A 17376-nucleotide genomic window follows, 5' to 3' on the forward strand; every position below is an offset into this window, starting at 1 on the left:
AGACCACCGACATGCCGGAAACCCAAAAACAACCCAGATTAAGCGAGTTGACCGCTGACGGCCCGCGAGCACGCCCCTACCTGCGGATTCGGGTCTGAGCGACAGCCCTTAGGTCTGTGACCGGCCCGGGGTACGACTCGGCCGCCGCGCGCCCGAGCACGGCGGGGTCGGAATACGCCTACAGCACGACGTCACGATGAGTCAACTTACTTGCGGGTAAGGAGAAATACCCGATCACTCTCAAACGGTTGCCACACGGAGACGTTCTCGACAAGAAACCCGGAACTGCGTCCCGTACACATGGAGGAGTCGGCCGCCCACCCGGCGGCCACGCCGAGAACCACCTCCTGGCCAACCATCCGAGAGGGCACCCCTCATGACCGCCTCACACCTCCTCGTCCCCGTGCCGATCCCGGACCGGGTCGCCGCGCTGATCGGGTCCTGCATCCCCCCGCACATCCTGCAGGCGGAGTTCGACGCCGAATGCGCCGCGCGCGAGGTGCGCAGGTTCCGTGGTCCACGGCTCTGCGCCGAGGACCAGACCGACCGCGAACAGGCGCTCTCCGAGCTGGCGCGCGCGAACAAGATCCTCGCCGCCCACCACCCGGGACTGCCGGTGCGTCCCGGCAGCTCCTGGTGACACACCCGCGCCCCCGCTCCCCACATGCCTTGCGAAGGGTCGGCGTGGCGCATCCGCAGCAGGATCTGCGCGACCGGGTGCACGGCTTCGCCGCCCAGGTCGTCCGGCCGGCCGCCGCCGAGTGGGACGCACGCGAAGAGACCCGCGTGGCCCGTCATCCGGGAAGGAACTGGCCGTCGCAGCAACGGAGAAGGCCGTCCAGATCCTCGGTGGCGCCGGATACAGCCGGGAGCACCCGGCGGAGCGGATGTACCGCGACGCCGAGATCCACACAGTCTTCGAGGGGATGGGCGAGATCCAGCGGCTGGTGATCGCGCGGGCGATCTCCGGGCGCCGTATCCGCTGAACCGCCTCCGGCGGGCACTCGCCGGGGTCAGCCGGGGACCGGAATGAACCGGACCGGCAACGATCGCGGGCCCCGGGTGAAGACGCCCTGCTCGAAGGGGGTGAAGCCGTCCGCGAGCCGCAGCTCCCCCAGCGCGTCGAGCAGTTGGTTCACCCCCGTCTCCACCTCCGCCCGAGCCAGCAGCGCGCCCACGCAGAAATGCCGGCCGAGCGCGAACGCCAGGTGGTCGGCCGCCGCCGAGAACGCGGTGGTGCTGGTCAGATCGGAACGGAAGATGTCGAAGCGGTCGGGCTCCCGGTAGCGGGACTCGTCGCGGTTGGCGGAACCGATGAGACAGGTGACGGTGGCTCCGGCGGGCACCGTGCCGCCGCTGAGCTCCACCTCGGTCGCCGTCTGGCGCGTGATCATGTGGACCGGCGGGCTGTGGCGCAGCGTCTCGGCGAAGGCCCTCTCGATGAGGGAGCGGTCCTCCCGTACCGCGGCGAGCAGTTCGGGGTGGGCGAGCAGATTGGCGAAGAGGGAGGCGATGGCCTTGTCGGTGGTCTCGCCGCCCGCCGCGAGCAGCAGGCTGCAGAACGCCTTGATGTCCTCGTCGCTCATCCGTACCCCGTCGACCCCGGCGGCGCAGAGCGCGGAGAGCAGATCGTCGCCGGGCGTGCTCCGGCGCTGCCGGATGATCGGGATCATGTACTCGGCGAATTCCTCGCGGGTCCGCTGACCGGCCGCCGCCACCTCCGGGTCTCCTGCGAGATTGCCGAGGAAGGCGATGACGGTGGTGTACCAGCCGTGGAAGCGGTCGTGGTCCGCCCTGTCCAGGCCGAGCATGTCGGCGATGACGAGGACCGGGAAGCGCGTGGCGAACGCGTCGACGAGGTCGGCCTCGCCGGTGTGCCGGAAGGCGTCGATCAGCTCGCGCGCGTTGCGCTCGATGACCGGCAGCACCTTCTCCTGAAGGTCCGCGCCCCGGAAGGCGGGGGCGACCAGGGCCCGGCGCACGGCGTGCTCACGTCCGCCGAGCTGGAGGATCGTCCGGCCGTGGACCGGTTCGATCTGCCAGTCGTAGTTCTCGGTGGTGAACTCGCCGGCCTTGTCCTTGAAGATCCGTTCCACGTCCTCGTACCGGGAGACGAGGTAGCTGTTCGTGGCCTCGTGCCGGATCAGCGGGGCGCTCTCGCGCATGATCCGGTAGGCCCCGTAGGGATCGGCCGCGAAGGCCGGAGAGAGAATGTCCGGAAGTGGCGACGCTTGCGATGCGGTCGACTCGTGCGGGGCGGACGTCATGACGCTCCAGGGTCGTTGACGGGCGACGCCGTCAAGGTAATTGATCCGCCGTCCGCAGACACACCCTCTGGGGGAACACCATGTCCGAGCGCCCGCGTCCGTCCCTGCTCTTCGTCACCGACCTCTCCTACGAGGCTCGTGGCCGCCGCTACTGCGACGAGGACATCCATCTGTCGTCGCGGCTGCGGGAGGAGTTCGATGTCGCGCTCTGCCATCCCCGGGACGCCGCCGCGTTGCTCGACGGCTTCGACACGGTCGTCATACGCAACAGCGGTCCGGTGCTGCACTACCAGGAGGCGTACGACGCGTTCTGCGCGCGGGCGCTGGAGCTGGGCGTACGCGTCTACAACCCGCTGCACGGCCGCGGGGACATGACGGGCAAGCAGTATCTGGTCGATCTGAGCCGGGCGGGACATCCGGTGATCCCCACGGTGGACCGGGTGGCGGATCTGGGGCTGCTGCCCGCAGCCCCCCAATACGTGGTCAAGCCGAAGCTGGGAGCGGACTCGGTCGGTCTGCGGTTCGTACCGCAGGCCGCGCTGCCGGAGAGCGACGACGGCCTGATGCTCGTGCAGCCGCGGATCGACTTCCGGTACGAGGTGTCGTTCTACTTCATCGACCGGGACTTCCAGTACGCGCTGTACGCGCCGCGTCCGGAGCAGCGGTGGGTGCTGGAGCCGTACGCCCCGAGTGCGGCGGATCTGGAGTTCGCGAGCTCGTTCGTGGAGTGGAACAGCCTCGACCACGGCATCCAGCGGGTCGACGCCTGTCGGACCGCGCAGGGTGAGCTGCTTCTCGTCGAGTTGGAGGACCTCAATCCGTATCTTTCGCTGGACCGGGTGGCGAAGCCGGTACGGGAGGCGTTCGTGACCCGACTGAAGGCCTCCCTGCGGGATCTGTCGGCCTGACGACACGTCCGGCCGTCCCCCACATGCGGCGGACGAGGCCCGGTGTGAGGGTGCAAGCGTGACCACTGCCAGCGAGACAGCCCCCGCCGCGCAGAGTGCCGCCGCGCCGCCCGTGCTCGATCCGCGCCGCCGGAACATCGTCTTCGCGACGATCGTGCTGGGGCTTCTGCTGGCCGCCCTGGACCAGACGATCGTCGGCACCGCGCTGCCGACGATCGTCTCGGATCTGGGCGGCGCCGCCCATATGTCCTGGGTCGTCACCGCGTATCTGCTCGCCGAGACGGTGGCGACGGTCCTGGTGGGCAAGTTCGGCGACCTGTTCGGCCGGAAGATCATCTTTCAGCTGTCCGCGATCATCTTCATCACCGGCTCGTTCCTGTGCGGCCTCGCGACCAATATGACCTTGCTGATCGTCTGGCGCGGGCTGCAGGGCATCGGCGCCGGCGGGCTGATGGTCACCTCGATGGCGCTGATCGCCGATGTGATCCCGTTGCGCGAGCGGGGGAAGTACCAGGGCGCGCTGGGTGCCGTCTTCGGGGTGTCGACGGTGATCGGGCCGCTGCTCGGCGGGCTCTTCACCGATCATCTGAGCTGGCGCTGGGCATTCTACGTCAATGTGCCGATCGCGATCGTGGTGGTCGTCGCCGCCGCACGCACGATCCCGTCGGTGAGGGCCGTGGGGCGTCCCGTGATCGACTATCTGGGCATCGCCATGGTCACGGTCGGCGCGAGCGCGCTGATCCTGGCGACCAGTTGGGGCGGCAACGCGTACGCGTGGGGCTCTCCCGTCATCATCGCTCTCTTCGCGGGCGGCGTCGTGGCGCTGGCGCTGTTCTGCCTGGTGGAGTTCCGGGCGAAGGAACCGATGCTGCCGATGCGGCTGTTCCGGAATCCGGTGTTCACCGTCTGCTCGATCCTCAGCTTCGTCGTGGGGTTCGCGATGCTCGGCGCGATGACCTTCCTGCCGACCTACCTGCAGTACGTGGACGGCGACTCGGCGACCCTGTCGGGGGTACGGACGCTGCCGATGGTCGTCGGGCTGCTCGCCGCCTCGATCTTCAGCGGCAACGTGGTCTCCAAGACGGGCCGGTACCGGGTCTTCCCCATCGTGGGCTCGCTGGTCATGGCGGTCGGGCTGTATCTGCTCTCCCGGATGGGCCCGGACAGCGGGGTGTGGCTGGAATCGCTCTACATGCTGGTGCTCGGCGTCGGCATCGGGCTGTCCATGCAGGTGCTGACCATCGCCGTGCAGAACACGGTCGACTACTCGGACCTGGGTACGGCGACGTCGGGCGTCACGTTCTTCCGTACGCTCGGCAGTTCCTTCGGCACCGCGGTCTTCGGCACGATCTACGCCAACGCGCTGAAACCGAATCTCACCGACGGCGTCGCCGCGGCGGCTCGGGCGGGTGGCGACCCTGCGGTGCTGGCCAAGGCCGCGCAGAGCCCGCACGGGCTGCACGCTCTGCCTGGCGCGCAGGCCGCGCCGCTGGCCCAGGCGTATGCCGACACGCTGCACACCGTGTTCCTGTGGACGGTGCCGGTCGCGGTCCTGGGGTTCGTCGTGGCGCTCTTCCTGAAGGAGGTGAAGCTGCGGGACACCGCGCGGGTCGGCTCGACGGACATGGGCGAGGGCTTCGCCCAGCCCAGCGCGGGCGACTCGGCCCGGCTCCTGGAGTTCTCCGTGGCCAAGATCCTTCGCGACGCGGGTCCGGACACGGCACGGCGGATCGTCGCGGAGTCGGACACCCGGCTGGACGTGGCGGGGGCCTGGGCGGTGATGCAGGTCGAGCTGTTCACCCGGATGGTCGGTCACGCGGGACTCGGTCTGATCGCGACCCGGCACCGGGTACCGCCGGAGGTGCTGGTCCCGGTCTTCGACCGGATGATCGAGGAGGGCTATCTCACCGGCGACGGCCGCCTGTTCACACATACGGCCGCCGGGAGCCGGGAGGCCGCGGCGATCAGTGTCGCGTGGGCGCGGTGGCTCAACGAACGCCTGGACGAGCACGGGGCACGTCCCGACGACCGGCAATTGCGGGCCGCGGTGGACGGGATCGCCAAACGGCTGCTGGCGGAGGATCTGACGCAGGAGCTCTCGCCGGAGAAGGCCCGGGTCGGGGCCGCTCTCTGAAGGGCCCGTCACCGCCCGTCCGGTTCACTCGACGAAGTCCGCCGTCGAGTACACCCAGGCGCCACCGGAGCGGACGAAGCGGCTCTTCTCGTGGAGCGAGTCCGACCGCCCGCGGTCCGTGCAGTGCGCGCGGAAGGTGACCGTACCGGTCGTGTGGAACGGACTGCCGTCCGTCGTCTCCAGGATCTCCAGGCGCACCCATCGCATCCCGGGGTCGAAGTCGACGGCGGGCGGCCGGGTGTCCGGGTGCCAGGTGCGCAGCAGGTACGCCTCGTCCCGGACGACGAACGCGGCGTACCGGGAGCGCATGAGTGCCTCGCAGGTCGGTGCGGCGGCGGTCCCGGCGTGCAGGCGACCGCAGCAGTCCCCGTACGCGGCGGGCAGGCCGCAGGGGCAGGGCGACTCCGCGGGGAAGGCGGACTTCCGCGCGCCGGCGGTGGAGGGCCGCCCCGGTCGTGTGGTGCGTCGTGACATGCCTCCATTGTCACCCCGGGACCGGGGGCTCAGCGCGCCGGGGTGAAGCGGCGGCGGTACTCGCCGGGGGTCAGTCCGGTACGGCGGCGGAGCTGGATCCGCAGGTTCGTCGCCGTACCCAGCCCGCTGGCACGGGCGACCACGTCGAGACGTTCCTCGCCGCGCTCCATCAGCCGGCAGGCGAGGGTGATCCGGCGTTCGGTCAGCCAGCCGTGCGGGGTCGTGCCGAGCTGGGCGCGGAAGCGGCGGTGCAGGGTCGCCGGGCTGACGGCGGCGCGGGCGGCGAGGCCGGTCACGGTGAGACCGGTGCCGAGGTGCTCCTCGGCCCAGGCCAGGAGCGGGCCGAGCGAGGTGTCGGGGACATCGGGCAGGGGGTGCTCGACGAACTGGCGCTGACCGCCGTCGCGGTGGGCGGCGAAGACCAGGCGGCGGCTCACGGCGGCCGCGATCTCGGCGCCGTGGTCGGAGCGGATGATGTGGAGGCCGGTGTCGAGGGCGGCGGCGCTGCCGGCCGCGGTGATCACCCGGCCGTCCTCGACGAACAGCACATCGGGGTCGAGGTGGACCCGCGGGTGGCGGGCGGTGAAGGCGTCGGCCCAGCGCCAGTGGGTGGTGGCCCGCCGGCCGTCCAGCACCCCCGCCGCGGCCAGCGTGAACGTACCCGTGCAGAAGCTGACCAGTCTGGCTCCCCGGGCGTCCGCGCGCCTGATCGCGTCGAGGACGGCCGGATCGGGTTCGGTCTCCGGGTCGGGACGGTTCGGCACGACGACGGTGTCGGCCCGGTCGACGGCATCGAGCCCGGCGACGCCGGAGAGCTGGAAGAAACCGTGGTGCATGCGCACGGTCGGGGTCGCGGCGCAGAGCTCGAACGCGTACCAGGGCACCGGCAGTTCGGGACGGCGCAGCCCGAAGAGTTCGGTGGCCACGCCCAGCTCGAAGGGGTTGGAGCCGGCGGAGACGATCATTGCGACCCGGTGCGAGGATTCTTTCGCCATGTGCGATTCCTAGCACTCGCCGGGACGGGAGCCAAGGCCGAGGATGGGGATCATGAGCGATGAGACGACGAAGACCTCGCCCGACCCGATTCTGCTGAGCGATGCGCTGAAGACGTTCGAGGCGCTGTGGAGCCCCCGGATCGTGACCCGCGTCAACGACTACGACGTGCGCATCTCGAAGGTCCGCGGAGAGCATGTGTGGCACGTCCACGAGGACACCGACGAGTTCTTCCTGGTGCTCGACGGCACGCTGGACATCCGGCTGCGCGAGTCGGACGGGGAGCGCTCGGTCACCCTCGGCCCCGGCGCCGTGTTCGTCGTGCCGCGCGGGACGTGGCACAAACCGTCCGCCTCCGGCGATGCCTCGGTGCTGTTCTTCGAGCCCTCAGGTACACCGTCGGTGGGCGACCGGCACGACGAGGTCCCCGAGCACGTGGACGCGACGACGGGACACGCGCTGGGGAGCTGAATACGCCGCTGGACCAGCAGGGTTGACACCACGACGGGCCGCAGGTCAGGCTCCGATGGAGATCACCTGGCGGACCCTTGCCGAACGTGACGGGCCGGCGCCGGACGGTCAGGGCTTGCGGGCGACGCCCGCGTAACCCGGGATCGGCTCGTCGCCCGGCACCTCGACGACATCGCCGAGCTCCGGGTGCCAGTCCGCGGAGAGCGAGACACCCGGCTCGACGAGTTCGAGTCCGTCGAAGAATGCGGTGAATTCGGCGTGGGAACGCAGCCGCAACGTCATCCCACGCGCCTTGTACATGGCGGATGCCTGCGCAGCGCCCTCGGGATCGAAGTCCCCGGTGGTGTGCGAGAGCACCAGATAGCTGCCGGAGGGGAGCCGCTCGACCAGTCGGTCGACGAGCTCGGCGGCGCCGTCCTCGTCGCCCAGGAAGTGCAGCAGGGCCAGCAGCGAGAGCGCGATCGGCTGGTCGAAGTCGAGGACCCTGCCGGCCTCCTCCAGGATGACTTCGGGTTTGCGGGCGTCGGCCTGAATGTACTCCGTGGCGCCCTGGGGGGTGGAGCGCAGCAGGGCCGCCGCGTGTGCGAGGACGATCGGGTCGTTGTCGCAGTAGACGACGCGCGATTCGGGGGCGGTCCGCTGGGCGATCTGATGGAGGTTCGGCTCGGTGGGTATGCCGGTGCCGATGTCGAGGAACTGGCGGACCCCGTTCTCGGCCAGCCACCGGGTGGCCCGGTGCATGAAGGCCCGGTTGACCCGGGCCATGTCACCGCCCCTGGCATCGACGGCCAGCAACTGCCGGGCCATCTGCTCGTCGACCGGGTAGTTGTCCTTGCCGCCGAGGAACCAGTCGTACATCCGGGCGGGATGCGGCTTGCTGGTGTCGATCTCGATGGCTCGGGGATCCTGCCCGGTCATAGCACGCTCCATGGGTCCATAGGTCGGCGAACAACAACAGTGTGGGACGGGGACGGCTCCGGAGAGACGAATCGGGCCGAGAAGGCCGTGGATTCAGGTGAGGAGGAAATCCGCCTGGCCGGACTTGGCGCCCTGGATGAAGGCGGCGATCTCACCGTGGGAATAGATCAGGGCAGGGCCCTCGGGATCCGCGGACTGGCGTACGGCGACTCGTCCGTCGGACAACTTCATGGCTTCGACGCAATTGCCTCCGTTCCCGCCGCTCCACGGCTTGTACCAGCCCTCGGAGCCGAGTTCGGCGGCCGGCATGCCGTTGTATATGGGATCCATCACAGCTCCTTGCGGAAGTCCCGGAGGATTTCCTTCGTGCGTTGTGCAGTTGCGGCCTGAGCCGCCATGCGGTCCATGACTTCGAGGTAGGAGGCCACCTCGGGGCGCGCGTCGAAGTAGACGGCACCGGTCAGGTACTCGCTGTAGACCATGTCGGGGAGTTCGGGGACGCCGAATCGGAAGAGGACGAAGGGACCGTAGGTTCCCGGGTGGTGTCCGGTGGAGAATTCCGCGATCTGCAGCGTCACATGCGGCATCTCGGTCGCTTCCAGCAGCCGGTCGATCTGCCCCCGCATGGCGTCGACGTCGCCGACGGGGCGGCGCAGCACCGTCTCGTCCATCACCACCCAGAGCTTCGGGGCGTCCGGCCGGGAGAGCAGGGACTGGCGCTGCATCCGCAGCGCCACGTGGCGCTCTATGTCCTCGGGTCGGGTCTGGCCCACGGCTCCGGTGCGCATCACCGAGCGCGCGTAGTCCTCGGTCTGGAGCAGACCGGGGACGAAGTGCGGCTCGTACATGCGCAGGAGGCTCGCCGCGCCCTCCAGGCTGACGTACATGCTGAACCAGTCGGGCAGCACATCGTGGTAGCGCTGCCACCAACCGGGCTTGTTCGCCTCCTCGGCGAGCTCCACGAACGCTTCGGCCTCGTCGTCACCGATCCCGTACGCCTTCAGCAACAGCTGGACATAGGGGATCTTGAGAGCGACCTCGGCGGTCTCCATCCTGCGTATCGTCGCAGGTGCGACCCTCAGCACCTTGGCAGCCTGGTCACGGCTCAGGCCGACCCGCTCCCGCAGATCCTGCAGGCGCTTGCCGAGAACGACCTGACCCACGGTCGGGGCGGACCGCGGTTCGCTCACTTCAGACCTCCCGATGCGCTGTTTGCCAGCAGTGTGCCATGCGCGGGGCTCCCAAGACACAGGCACTCTGAAATTTTCAGAGTGCCCCTTGCCAAGTGTTCTCGACAGGGGGAGAGTTGGTGAGTGAACCAGTTCACTTAGTCACGACCGTGCTCATTCGCGTGAGATCGCGGGGTGTGACGCAGCCCCCACTGTGAGGAATCGGTTGTGGCACCTGGCAGTGCGCTTATCCCCCGGCTCATGGATCTCAGCCCCGGGACGGAAGCGCTCCGGTACTGCTTCGCGCTGCCGGCGCACCCCGAATCGGTGGCCGGTGCGCGGCGGCTGACACGGGCCCGGCTCGACGAGTGGCGGCTGGACGAGGACGCGCACGAGGCGGCGATCCTGATCGTCTCGGAGCTGGTCACCAACGCGGTGGTGCACACCATGAGCGCTCGCGTCGTGTGCGAGCTGCACTGCCTCGACAGACGGCTGCGCATAGCGGTGCAGGACCAGGGGCACCAACCCGGCGGGCCGCGGCTCTGCCGCGCCTCCGACGACGAGCACGGACGCGGCCTGCTGCTCGTCGACGCGATGAGCAGTTCCTGGGGTTCCCGCGACGCGGGCAACGGCTCGGGCCGCATCGTCTGGGCGGAACTGCCGCACGGCTCGGAGCGGTCATGCTGAAGAACGCGATGTCCCATCTGCTCGGAGCGCGCCGCTCCCGGCAGCCCCTGCGCGCCACGGGCACGGTGCAACTGCCGCTGCCGCCCTCGCTGTCGGCGAGCCTGGGCTACGACGCGGTGGGCGTGCCCTCCCGCTACGGCTTCCGGCTGATGTCTCACCTGCCACGTACCGGTTGCGTCTTCGCGGACGCCGACCGCTGGTGGTGGATCGTGCCCGCGGGTTCCGATCTCGATCTGGACTGGCCCGCGCAGGCCGCCTACGCGAAGGGGGCGTTCGTTCCTGCCGTACGGCCCCGGCTCATCCACCAGCCCGACACCCGCACGCCGTACACCCCGCCCATCCCGCTCTTCCTGATGGTGTGCCAGGTGACGGGCGTGACGCCGTCGTGGGCACCGTCCGGCGACGCACGCGCCGTCTCCGCTCCCTGAGGCGGCCGCGCGAGGGGGCGGAGGATCCCGCGGGATCCTCCGCCCCCTCGCTTCGCTCACTTACGGAACGTCAGCCAGTCGACGGCGGCGATCGTCGAGCCGCCCGCCGCGACGAAATGGACGTCATGCGTGCCGGTGACGGTGCGCAGCAGCTTCACCGACTGCTCCCGCCAGGTGTCGAAACCGCCCGTGGATCTCACCGGCAGCACACCGACGAGCGGGCTGGCCGGGCTGTCCAGGCGCACCTGAAGCACCCCGGTGCGGCTGTTTCCGGCCGCTGCGACCCGGGCCGTCAGCCGGTCCGCCCCCGCGCCGAACCGAACGCCGCGGAAACCGAACCGTTCGCCGGAGCCGAGGACCCCGGTCGCCGCGTCACCGCGCGTCACTCCCTTGACGTCGGTGGCCTGTTCGGCCTGGAGGGTGGCGGCGGCATCCGGCCCGTCCGCGTACAGCCGGATCTCGTTCACGGCCCACTCGGTGTCGCCGGGCGCGGTGAGGGTGATCCGCAGATAGCGGACGGTGACCGGCGCGAAGACCGCTTCCTGGGTGAAGGAACGGCCGCCGACCCGCTCCACCGGCCCGCTCCACCGCCGACCGTCGACCTCGCCCGACGCGGCGTGCGCCGCTCCGGTACCGCCCCCGCACGGGTGGTGACGGCCCGTCCGCCGTGACCGCGGTCGACTGGCTCGACGACGTCCACCGGCTCTTCCCGAAGGAGACCACCGAGCGCCTGGAGCGGGACGCCGTCGAGCGGTACGGCATCCAGGAGATCGTGACCGACCCGGCCGTACTGGAACGGGTCGAGCCGAGTCCGACCCTGCTGCGAGCCGTGCTGCGCACCAAGCACCTGATGAATCCGCAGGTGCTGCGGCTGGCCCGGCGCATCGTCGAGTCGGTGGTGAAACAGCTCCTGGCCAGGCTCCGGCCGGAGATCCGCCGGGCCTTCCACGGCACCCGCTCCCGCAGGCCCAGCCGGGTGGCGGTGGCGAGGGACTTCGACTTCCGGCAGACCGTACGGGCCAACCTCGCCCATTACCAGCCGGCCGAGCGACGTCTTCTCATCGAGCGCGCCCACTTCCACTCCCGTACGCAGCGCCATGTGACGCGATGGCAGCTGATCCTGCTGGTCGACCAGCCGGGTTCGATGGCCGGATCGGTCATCCACTCCGCGGTGACCGCCGCGTGTCTGTGGGGCCTGCCCGGTCTCAAGACGCACCTGATCGCCTTCGACACCCAGGTGGTGGACCTGACCTCCGATGTGACCGATCCGGTGGAGCTGCTGATGCGGGTGCAGCTGGGCGGCGGCACCGACATCGCGCGGGCCGTGGAGTACGGGGCGGGCCTGGTGGAGAATCCGCGGCGCACGATCGTCGCGCTGGTCACCGACTTCTACGAGGGCGGTGACCCCTACCGCCTGATGCGCACGGTGCGGGCGCTGGTGGAGCAGGGCAGCACCGTGCTGGGGCTGGCCGCGCTCGACGAGGACGCCAACCCCGACTACGACCGTCAGCTGGCCGGAAGGCTCGCCGTGGCCGGCGCTCACATCGGGGCGATGACACCGGGCCACCTCGCCGAGTTCGTCGCCGAAAGGCTGGGCCGATGACCGGGACGCCGGGCGACGCCACGCGCCCCGACCTGCTCGCCCTCACCCCGGACACGCTCGCGGCGCTGGCCAACCGGGGGCTGGTCAAGCGAGCCACGAAGGAATTGGACGCGGGCACGGTGCCCGCTCTCACGACGGACCCGGACGCCACGGTGCGGGCCCGTTTCGAGGACGGCACCACCACCGCGCTGCCGCCCGGTACCGGTCTGGACAACGGCGACTGCAGTTGCGCCGCACCGGGCGTATGCCGCCACCTCATCACCCTGGTACTGGCCTACCAGCGCGCGGACGGGGCCGCGTCGGCCGGGGCCGCTCCCTTCACCGACTGGTCCCCGGGCGGCACCGACGACGCGGCCCTCGCGGAAGCCGTGGGTGCCCGTCCGCTCGCCGCGGCCCGCCGTACCTTCGAGCGGGGTTACGCCGCCCTGGTGCACCGCCCGTCCCCGGAGCACCCCGAACCCCGGGTCGAACTCCCCACCTGCACGGTGCGCTTCCCGGTCCCGGACGAGATCGCTTACGCGCTGACGGACGCGGCCGCCGCGCTGCGCGGCGAGGCGGTGGCACTCGCGGTCTGGGCGTTCCGGGCCGCCGACGCGGCGGGGGGCGACGGGCGCTCCGTCCCCGTGCGGGTCGGCGGGCGCACCACGGCACCGCCGACGGCCGGGCCGGCGCTCGACGCGGCCGTCGAGCTGGCGGACGAACTGCTGGCGGAGGGCGTGGCCCATGTCGGCCCGGTCCTCGGCGGAGCCCTGGCGCGGGCCGGTGCCGGGCTGGCCGCCGCGTCGATGCACTGGCCGGCGGGCGCACTCGCCGAGTTGACGGACCAGCTCACGGCGTACGCCGACCGCAATGCCCACTACCGCCCGGAGCTGGTCGCCGCCCTGGTCACCGAAGTCCATGCCCGGCGGCGCGCCGCCGCACTCCCCGGCGTGCTGGGCATCCGCGAGGCCGGCGACACCCCGCTGCGCCGGGTGCGGCTCGTCTCGCTCGGCTGCCGTGTGCACGGCACGCCGCAGTCCCTGGTCTCCGAGGTGTATTTCGCCCATCCCGGCGCGGGCACCGTCCTCGTCCTCCGCAAGGCCTGGACGGCCGCCGAGGGCCAGGAACTGACCGGCCACCGGCTGTCCACCCGCCGCGTCCTCGCCACGCCACTGGGTTCACTGGCCGCCGGGAGCCAGGTCAGTGAGAGCGTACGGCGCACGCCGAGCCGCGCGCTGACGATCTCCCGCGGCCGGCTCGGCACGACGACCATCACCCCCGTCGGTGCCGCCTGGGCGGAGCTGCCGGAACCCTTGCTCGTACGGGACCTGTCCGCGCTGACCGCGGGCTGGGAGGGAAGGCCGCCCCGGATGGTCCGCCCGCGGGTCGAGGCGGAGTCGGTCCATGTCGTCGTGCTGTCGGCGGTGGAGAGCGTCGGCTACGACCCCGCCGAGCAGCGCCTCGAAGCCGTCGTGCGCGACGCCTCGGGGACCATCGCGCTGGTGACGTCGCGGTACCGGCCGGAATGCCCCGGCGCGTTGGACGCCCTGGCCGATGCGCTGGAGGGCGGCGCCACCCATGTCAGTGGTGCGGTGCACCGCTCGGGCGGCGGGATCGGGATCGACCCGATGGCGGTGCTCACCCCGGCCGGAGTGGTCGTGCCCGATCTTGCCGCCGGTGACGGTTCGGCGGCCCTGGCGGCGGCGGTGCGCCGCCCGTCCGATCCGCTGTCGGCGGTGCTGGACGAGGCGATGTCCGCCATGTCGGCCGTGCCGCACTCCGGGCTGCGCCGGCTGACGGGCCCCGCCCGCTCCCGTATCGACGAGGCGGCGACGGCACTCTCACGCACCGGCCTGACCCGTGCCGCGACGTTTTTGCGCGTCTTCCTCGACACGCTGGACGGCGCAGCCGCGCTGGACGGGGCGGGCCTCGCCGCCCCCTCCGGTGCCTGGCTGGACGCCCAGCTCCGCCTCCTGGTCAGCAGCGAAGTACGGTCCTCTCAGCCGGACTTCACGGACAGCCCTCAGAGCCTGTCGGGCGGCCTCTGATCGGGCGGCCACGCCCTGGCACGCACTCCCCCAAGGCCTCAAGGGCCAGGGGGGACCCCCTCCCGCGTTGCCGAAATGCCCTGGTAGCCCCATCCCCGAGCTCTCAGCTTCGTTCGAGCAGGGGAGACCCCGTCCGAGGACGTCCCGGCGCCTTGGAATCACACGCACCAGACCGCGTCCGCTGTCCGATCGAAGGCCGCCCGACAGGCTCTCAGGCCCGGTTCAGATAGGCGAGGCCGGGATGCACCTTCACGTACCCGTCGAGGAGGCGTCCGGCCACCGTCACCGAGTCGACCAGCGGGTGGAGCGCGAAGGCCTTCACGGCGGCGGCGCGCGAGCCGCTGTCCGCCGCGTCCAGCACCGCGCGTTCGACGGCCTTGACCGCGGTGACCAGTCCGACGGCATGGTACGGAAGCGGGTCGACGGCGACGGGACGAGCGCCGTTGGCGTCGACCAGGCACGGCACCTCGATGACGGCGTCCGCGTCGAGCACGGAGAGCGTCGTGCGGTTGCGGACGTTGAGGATGAGCGAGGTCCGTTCGTTCCGGGCGACGGCCCGCATGAGGGCGAGCGCCACCTTCTCGTAGCCACCGGACTCCAGGTCGCTCTCGTCCCGCTCGCCGACCCCGGCGACCTCCCGGTTCTCCGACATGTAGGTGGCTTCGCGTTCGGCGCGGGTACGGTCCCAGGACCGCAGGGCAGGGGCGGCCGGATCCTTCATCCGGGCGTAGAAACCCTCCTGCTGCTCGCGGAGGAAGGCGCCACGGGTCTGCTCGGCCTCCTGGTAGGCGCGTACGGCTTCCCGGTTGAAGTAGTAGTAGTGCAGGTACTCGTTGGGGATGGCGCCGAGCGACCGCAGCCAGTCGGCTCCGAAGAGCCGGCCTTCCTCGAAGGAGCCGAGCAGGGCCGGGTCCGCCAGCAGGCGCGGGAGTTCGTCCCGGCCGTCGACGTGCAGTGCGCGGACCCAGCCCAGGTGGTTGAGGCCGACGTAGTCGATCCGGGACCGGTCGGGGTCGGCGCCCAGCACTCCGGCGATGCGGCGGCCGAGGCCCACCGGGGAGTCGCAGATGCCGATGACACGGTCGCCCAGGTGGCGGGACATGGCCTCGGTGACCAGGCCCGCCGGGTTGGTGAAGTTGATGACCCAGGCCCCCGGGGCGAGCCGGGTGATGCGCTGCGCGAGGTCGACGGCGACGGGTACGGTGCGCAGCCCGTATGCGATGCCGCCCGCCCCGACCGTCTCCTGGCCGAGCACACCTTCGTCGAGAGCTACCCGTTCGTCGGCGGCCCGGCCTTCGAGACCGCCGACGCGGATCGCCGAGAAGACGAAGTCGGCGCCGCGCAGTGCCTCGTCGAGCTCGGTGGTGGCGGTGACGGCGGGGGCGTCGGGCACGTTCTCGGCCTGTTCGCCGAGCACCCTGGCGACGGCGGCGAGCCGGTCGGCGTCGGTGTCGTAGAGGGTGACCGAGGACACGCGGCCCTCGGCGCGATCGGCGAGCAGCGCTCCGTACACGAGAGGAACCCGGAATCCGCCGCCGCCCAGAATTGTCAGCTTCACGCTTCCGCATGGTACGGGGACCGGGCGGGACGGGGTCCGAGCGACTCCGCACAGCCGCTTCCGCCGGGCGTCCGCAGCGGCCGGCTCGGTGGCCGTGGGCCGTCGGGCCACGGCCACCGAGCCGCTGGTCGGTCCCGTCCGCGCGCCGACGGGCGAGTCGGGTCAGTCGCCGTTCCACCAGCGCGAGACGGCACGCCACAGCCTCGCCGGTGCGGTTCTGCCGCGCTGCTGCGGGATCCGGCCGACGGCGGACGGCTCGGCGGAGGTGCCCCCGGACTCGTCGGTGGCCGTCGCCGTGGACATCGCTCCGGTCGGAACGGGGGCCGGACCGGGTGGGCGTCCGGGCGTGGGCGCGGTGTGCCGGACCGTCGGCTGCACCTCCCGGTCCCGGCGCTGCGGGTTCGGCCTCCCCATGGACGGCGGTTCCTTGTCGTCCTGCGGCAGGCGCGCGGCGAAGTCCGCCGGGAGCTCCACCAGATGCCGGCTCATGATGTTCCCGATCCAGCTCAGTTCGCTCTCGTCGACGGCGAGTTCGAGGTCGGGGAGCCGCATCAGCAGGGCATCGACGCCGACGTCCGCGATGGCACGTCCGATGTCCTGCCCGGGGCATTCATGGGGGCCGCCGCTGAACGCGAGGTGGGCCCGGTTGCCCGCCATGTCCGCGCCCAGGTCGGGCCGTACCACCGGATCGCTGTTGGCCGGCGCGATGCCCACGATCAGGGCGTCGCCCGCCCTGATCCGCTTGCCGCCCAGTTCCGTGTCACCGACCGCCCAGCGGCCGAAGACCGCGGTGAACGGCGGCTCGTCCCACAGCGTCTGCTCGACCGCCTCCGGCACCGTCATGTGGCCGCCGCTGAGCCTGGCCCGGAAGCGGGGGTCGGTGAGCACCATGCGCAGGACGTTGGCGATCAGGTTGGCGGTCGACTCGTAGGCGGCGATGAGAAGCAGCCGCAGATGCTCACTGACCTCCTGGTCGTTCAACGCCGCGGGATGCTCGACGAGCCAGGTGGCGAAGTCGTCCGCCGGTTCGCGGCGGCGGCGCCGGACGAGCCGGGTCAGCGCTTCGAGGACATAGGCGTTGCTCGCGACGGCGGTCGCCGTGCCCCGGGTCATGTCGCGGGCGGCCTGGACCATCCGGTCGTTGTACTCCTCGGGCATGCCGAGGATCGCGCACATCACCATCATCGGCAGCCGCTCGGCGAACTGGCTGACCAGGTCGACGCGGCCTTCCTGGCAGAAGTCGTTGACGAGCCGGTTGCTGTAGCGGTTGACGTGGCGGCGCACCCCGCGGGTGTCGATGCGGCCCATGCTGTCGGTGACCGCGCCGCGCTGGCGTTCATGGGTGGCGCCGTCGGCGAAGACGCAGATCGGCTGCCAGGTGAAGATCGGTGCCAGCGGGTGGTCGGGTGCGACGGTGCCGTCCTGCAGGGCCCGCCACCGCCGGGAGTCTCGGGAGAACTGCGAGGGGGTACGGGTCATGTGCAGGTTCTCGCTGTGCCCGAGGACCAGCCAGGCAGGTACGTCGCCGTGCAGCAGTACGGGGGCCACGGTGCCGTGCTCGGCGCGCAGTTTGTCGTACAGCCCGTTGGGGTCGCGTTCGGCCTCCGGGCCGTAGAACCGGCGCACGCCGCCGGGGCCGGTACCGAGGCCGTGGGCCGGGCACCCGGGGGGCGGAACCGGCCCCCGGGCCGCTCCGGACTCGTAGGGGAATGGGGTTGTCACGATCGCTCCAGGATGAG

Annotated in this window: 17 protein-coding genes and 1 pseudogene; 9 read left to right on the forward strand and 9 right to left on the reverse strand. The window is 71.1% G+C overall.

The features are described from left to right. Nucleotides 1–376 precede the first annotated feature (376 nt). Nucleotides 377–640, forward strand: a complete 264-nt coding sequence (locus tag ABZ826_RS33340; protein WP_361456893.1) for a hypothetical protein — start codon at nucleotides 377–379, stop codon at nucleotides 638–640. A gap of 166 nt (nucleotides 641–806) precedes the next feature. Beyond that, nucleotides 807–986: pseudogene (locus ABZ826_RS33345) on the forward strand (acyl-CoA dehydrogenase family protein); the annotation flags it as partial. 27 nt (nucleotides 987–1013) lie between these two features. Here the strand turns inward: ABZ826_RS33345 and ABZ826_RS33350 are convergent. After that, nucleotides 1014–2267 (reverse strand): cytochrome P450, encoded by a 1254-nt coding sequence (locus ABZ826_RS33350; RefSeq protein ID WP_361456896.1) that lies wholly within the window; start codon nucleotides 2265–2267, stop codon nucleotides 1014–1016. Between the two features lie 80 nt (nucleotides 2268–2347). On the opposite strand from ABZ826_RS33350, the gene ABZ826_RS33355 reads away from it, so the two are divergent. Further along, nucleotides 2348–3175, forward strand: coding sequence for a hypothetical protein (locus tag ABZ826_RS33355; RefSeq protein ID WP_361456899.1), 828 nt, complete (start codon nucleotides 2348–2350; stop codon nucleotides 3173–3175). A 58-nt stretch (nucleotides 3176–3233) separates the two neighbouring features. Beyond that, complete coding sequence (locus ABZ826_RS33360; RefSeq protein ID WP_361456902.1) at nucleotides 3234–5309, forward strand: MDR family MFS transporter; 2076 nt, start codon at nucleotides 3234–3236, stop codon at nucleotides 5307–5309. A gap of 24 nt (nucleotides 5310–5333) precedes the next feature. Here ABZ826_RS33360 and ABZ826_RS33365 read toward each other — a convergent pair whose 3' ends face one another. Continuing rightward, nucleotides 5334–5783, reverse strand: a complete 450-nt coding sequence (locus ABZ826_RS33365; RefSeq protein ID WP_361456905.1) for a YchJ family metal-binding protein — start codon at nucleotides 5781–5783, stop codon at nucleotides 5334–5336. 29 nt (nucleotides 5784–5812) lie between these two features. Then, on the reverse strand, nucleotides 5813–6778 hold the full coding sequence (locus ABZ826_RS33370; RefSeq protein ID WP_361456908.1) for a helix-turn-helix domain-containing protein: 966 nt from the start codon (nucleotides 6776–6778) through the stop codon (nucleotides 5813–5815). A 52-nt stretch (nucleotides 6779–6830) separates the two neighbouring features. Here ABZ826_RS33370 and ABZ826_RS33375 point away from each other — a divergent pair, with 52 nt between their 5' ends. Continuing rightward, on the forward strand, nucleotides 6831–7247 hold the full coding sequence (locus ABZ826_RS33375; protein ID WP_361456911.1) for a cupin domain-containing protein: 417 nt from the start codon (nucleotides 6831–6833) through the stop codon (nucleotides 7245–7247). A 108-nt stretch (nucleotides 7248–7355) separates the two neighbouring features. On the opposite strand, the gene ABZ826_RS33380 is transcribed toward ABZ826_RS33375, so the two are convergent. The 3 genes from ABZ826_RS33380 to ABZ826_RS33390 form a co-directional block, all read right to left on the reverse strand. After that, on the reverse strand, nucleotides 7356–8165 hold the full coding sequence (locus tag ABZ826_RS33380) for an SAM-dependent methyltransferase (protein WP_361456914.1): 810 nt from the start codon (nucleotides 8163–8165) through the stop codon (nucleotides 7356–7358). Between the two features lie 93 nt (nucleotides 8166–8258). Beyond that, on the reverse strand, nucleotides 8259–8495 hold the full coding sequence (locus ABZ826_RS33385) for a DUF397 domain-containing protein (protein ID WP_361456917.1): 237 nt from the start codon (nucleotides 8493–8495) through the stop codon (nucleotides 8259–8261). Then, on the reverse strand, nucleotides 8495–9355 hold the full coding sequence (locus ABZ826_RS33390) for a helix-turn-helix transcriptional regulator (RefSeq protein WP_361456920.1): 861 nt from the start codon (nucleotides 9353–9355) through the stop codon (nucleotides 8495–8497). The genes ABZ826_RS33385 and ABZ826_RS33390 overlap by 1 nt, the downstream gene beginning before the upstream one ends. Nucleotides 9356–9562: 207 nt before the next feature. On the opposite strand from ABZ826_RS33390, the gene ABZ826_RS33395 reads away from it, so the two are divergent. Both ABZ826_RS33395 and ABZ826_RS33400 read left to right on the forward strand, forming a co-directional pair. Then, nucleotides 9563–10021 carry an ATP-binding protein gene (locus tag ABZ826_RS33395; protein WP_361456923.1) on the forward strand — a complete coding sequence of 153 codons (459 nt, stop codon included), beginning with the start codon at nucleotides 9563–9565 and terminating at the stop codon, nucleotides 10019–10021. Further along, nucleotides 10015–10449: a hypothetical protein gene (locus tag ABZ826_RS33400; RefSeq protein ID WP_361456926.1), complete on the forward strand. Its 435-nt coding sequence runs from the start codon at nucleotides 10015–10017 to the stop codon at nucleotides 10447–10449. Before ABZ826_RS33395 ends, ABZ826_RS33400 begins: the two co-directional genes overlap by 7 nt. Nucleotides 10450–10505: 56 nt before the next feature. Here ABZ826_RS33400 and ABZ826_RS33405 read toward each other — a convergent pair whose 3' ends face one another. Then, nucleotides 10506–11024, reverse strand: a complete 519-nt coding sequence (locus ABZ826_RS33405) for a carbohydrate-binding protein (protein ID WP_361456929.1) — start codon at nucleotides 11022–11024, stop codon at nucleotides 10506–10508. A 92-nt stretch (nucleotides 11025–11116) separates the two neighbouring features. Between ABZ826_RS33405 and ABZ826_RS33410 the strand changes: the two genes are divergently transcribed. Together ABZ826_RS33410 and ABZ826_RS33415 are read left to right on the forward strand one after the other, a co-directional pair. Further along, a complete protein-coding gene (locus ABZ826_RS33410; RefSeq protein WP_361456932.1) occupies nucleotides 11117–12052 on the forward strand; it encodes a VWA domain-containing protein in 936 nt (311 codons plus the stop codon). Continuing rightward, nucleotides 12049–14079, forward strand: coding sequence for a hypothetical protein (locus tag ABZ826_RS33415; protein WP_361456935.1), 2031 nt, complete (start codon nucleotides 12049–12051; stop codon nucleotides 14077–14079). Before ABZ826_RS33410 ends, ABZ826_RS33415 begins: the two co-directional genes overlap by 4 nt. 211 nt (nucleotides 14080–14290) lie before the next feature. Here the strand turns inward: ABZ826_RS33415 and ABZ826_RS33420 are convergent, their stop codons facing one another. Next, nucleotides 14291–15637 carry a 6-phospho-beta-glucosidase gene (locus ABZ826_RS33420; protein WP_361456938.1) on the reverse strand — a complete coding sequence of 449 codons (1347 nt, stop codon included), beginning with the start codon at nucleotides 15635–15637 and terminating at the stop codon, nucleotides 14291–14293. Between the two features lie 162 nt (nucleotides 15638–15799). Next, on the reverse strand, nucleotides 15800–17359 hold the full coding sequence (locus ABZ826_RS33425) for a cytochrome P450 (protein WP_361456941.1): 1560 nt from the start codon (nucleotides 17357–17359) through the stop codon (nucleotides 15800–15802). Between the last annotated feature and the right edge of the window lie 17 nt (nucleotides 17360–17376).

The sequence above is a fragment of the Streptomyces sp. NPDC047515 genome (assembly GCF_040643055.1).
Taxonomy (GTDB): Bacteria; Actinomycetota; Actinomycetes; order Streptomycetales; family Streptomycetaceae; genus Streptomyces.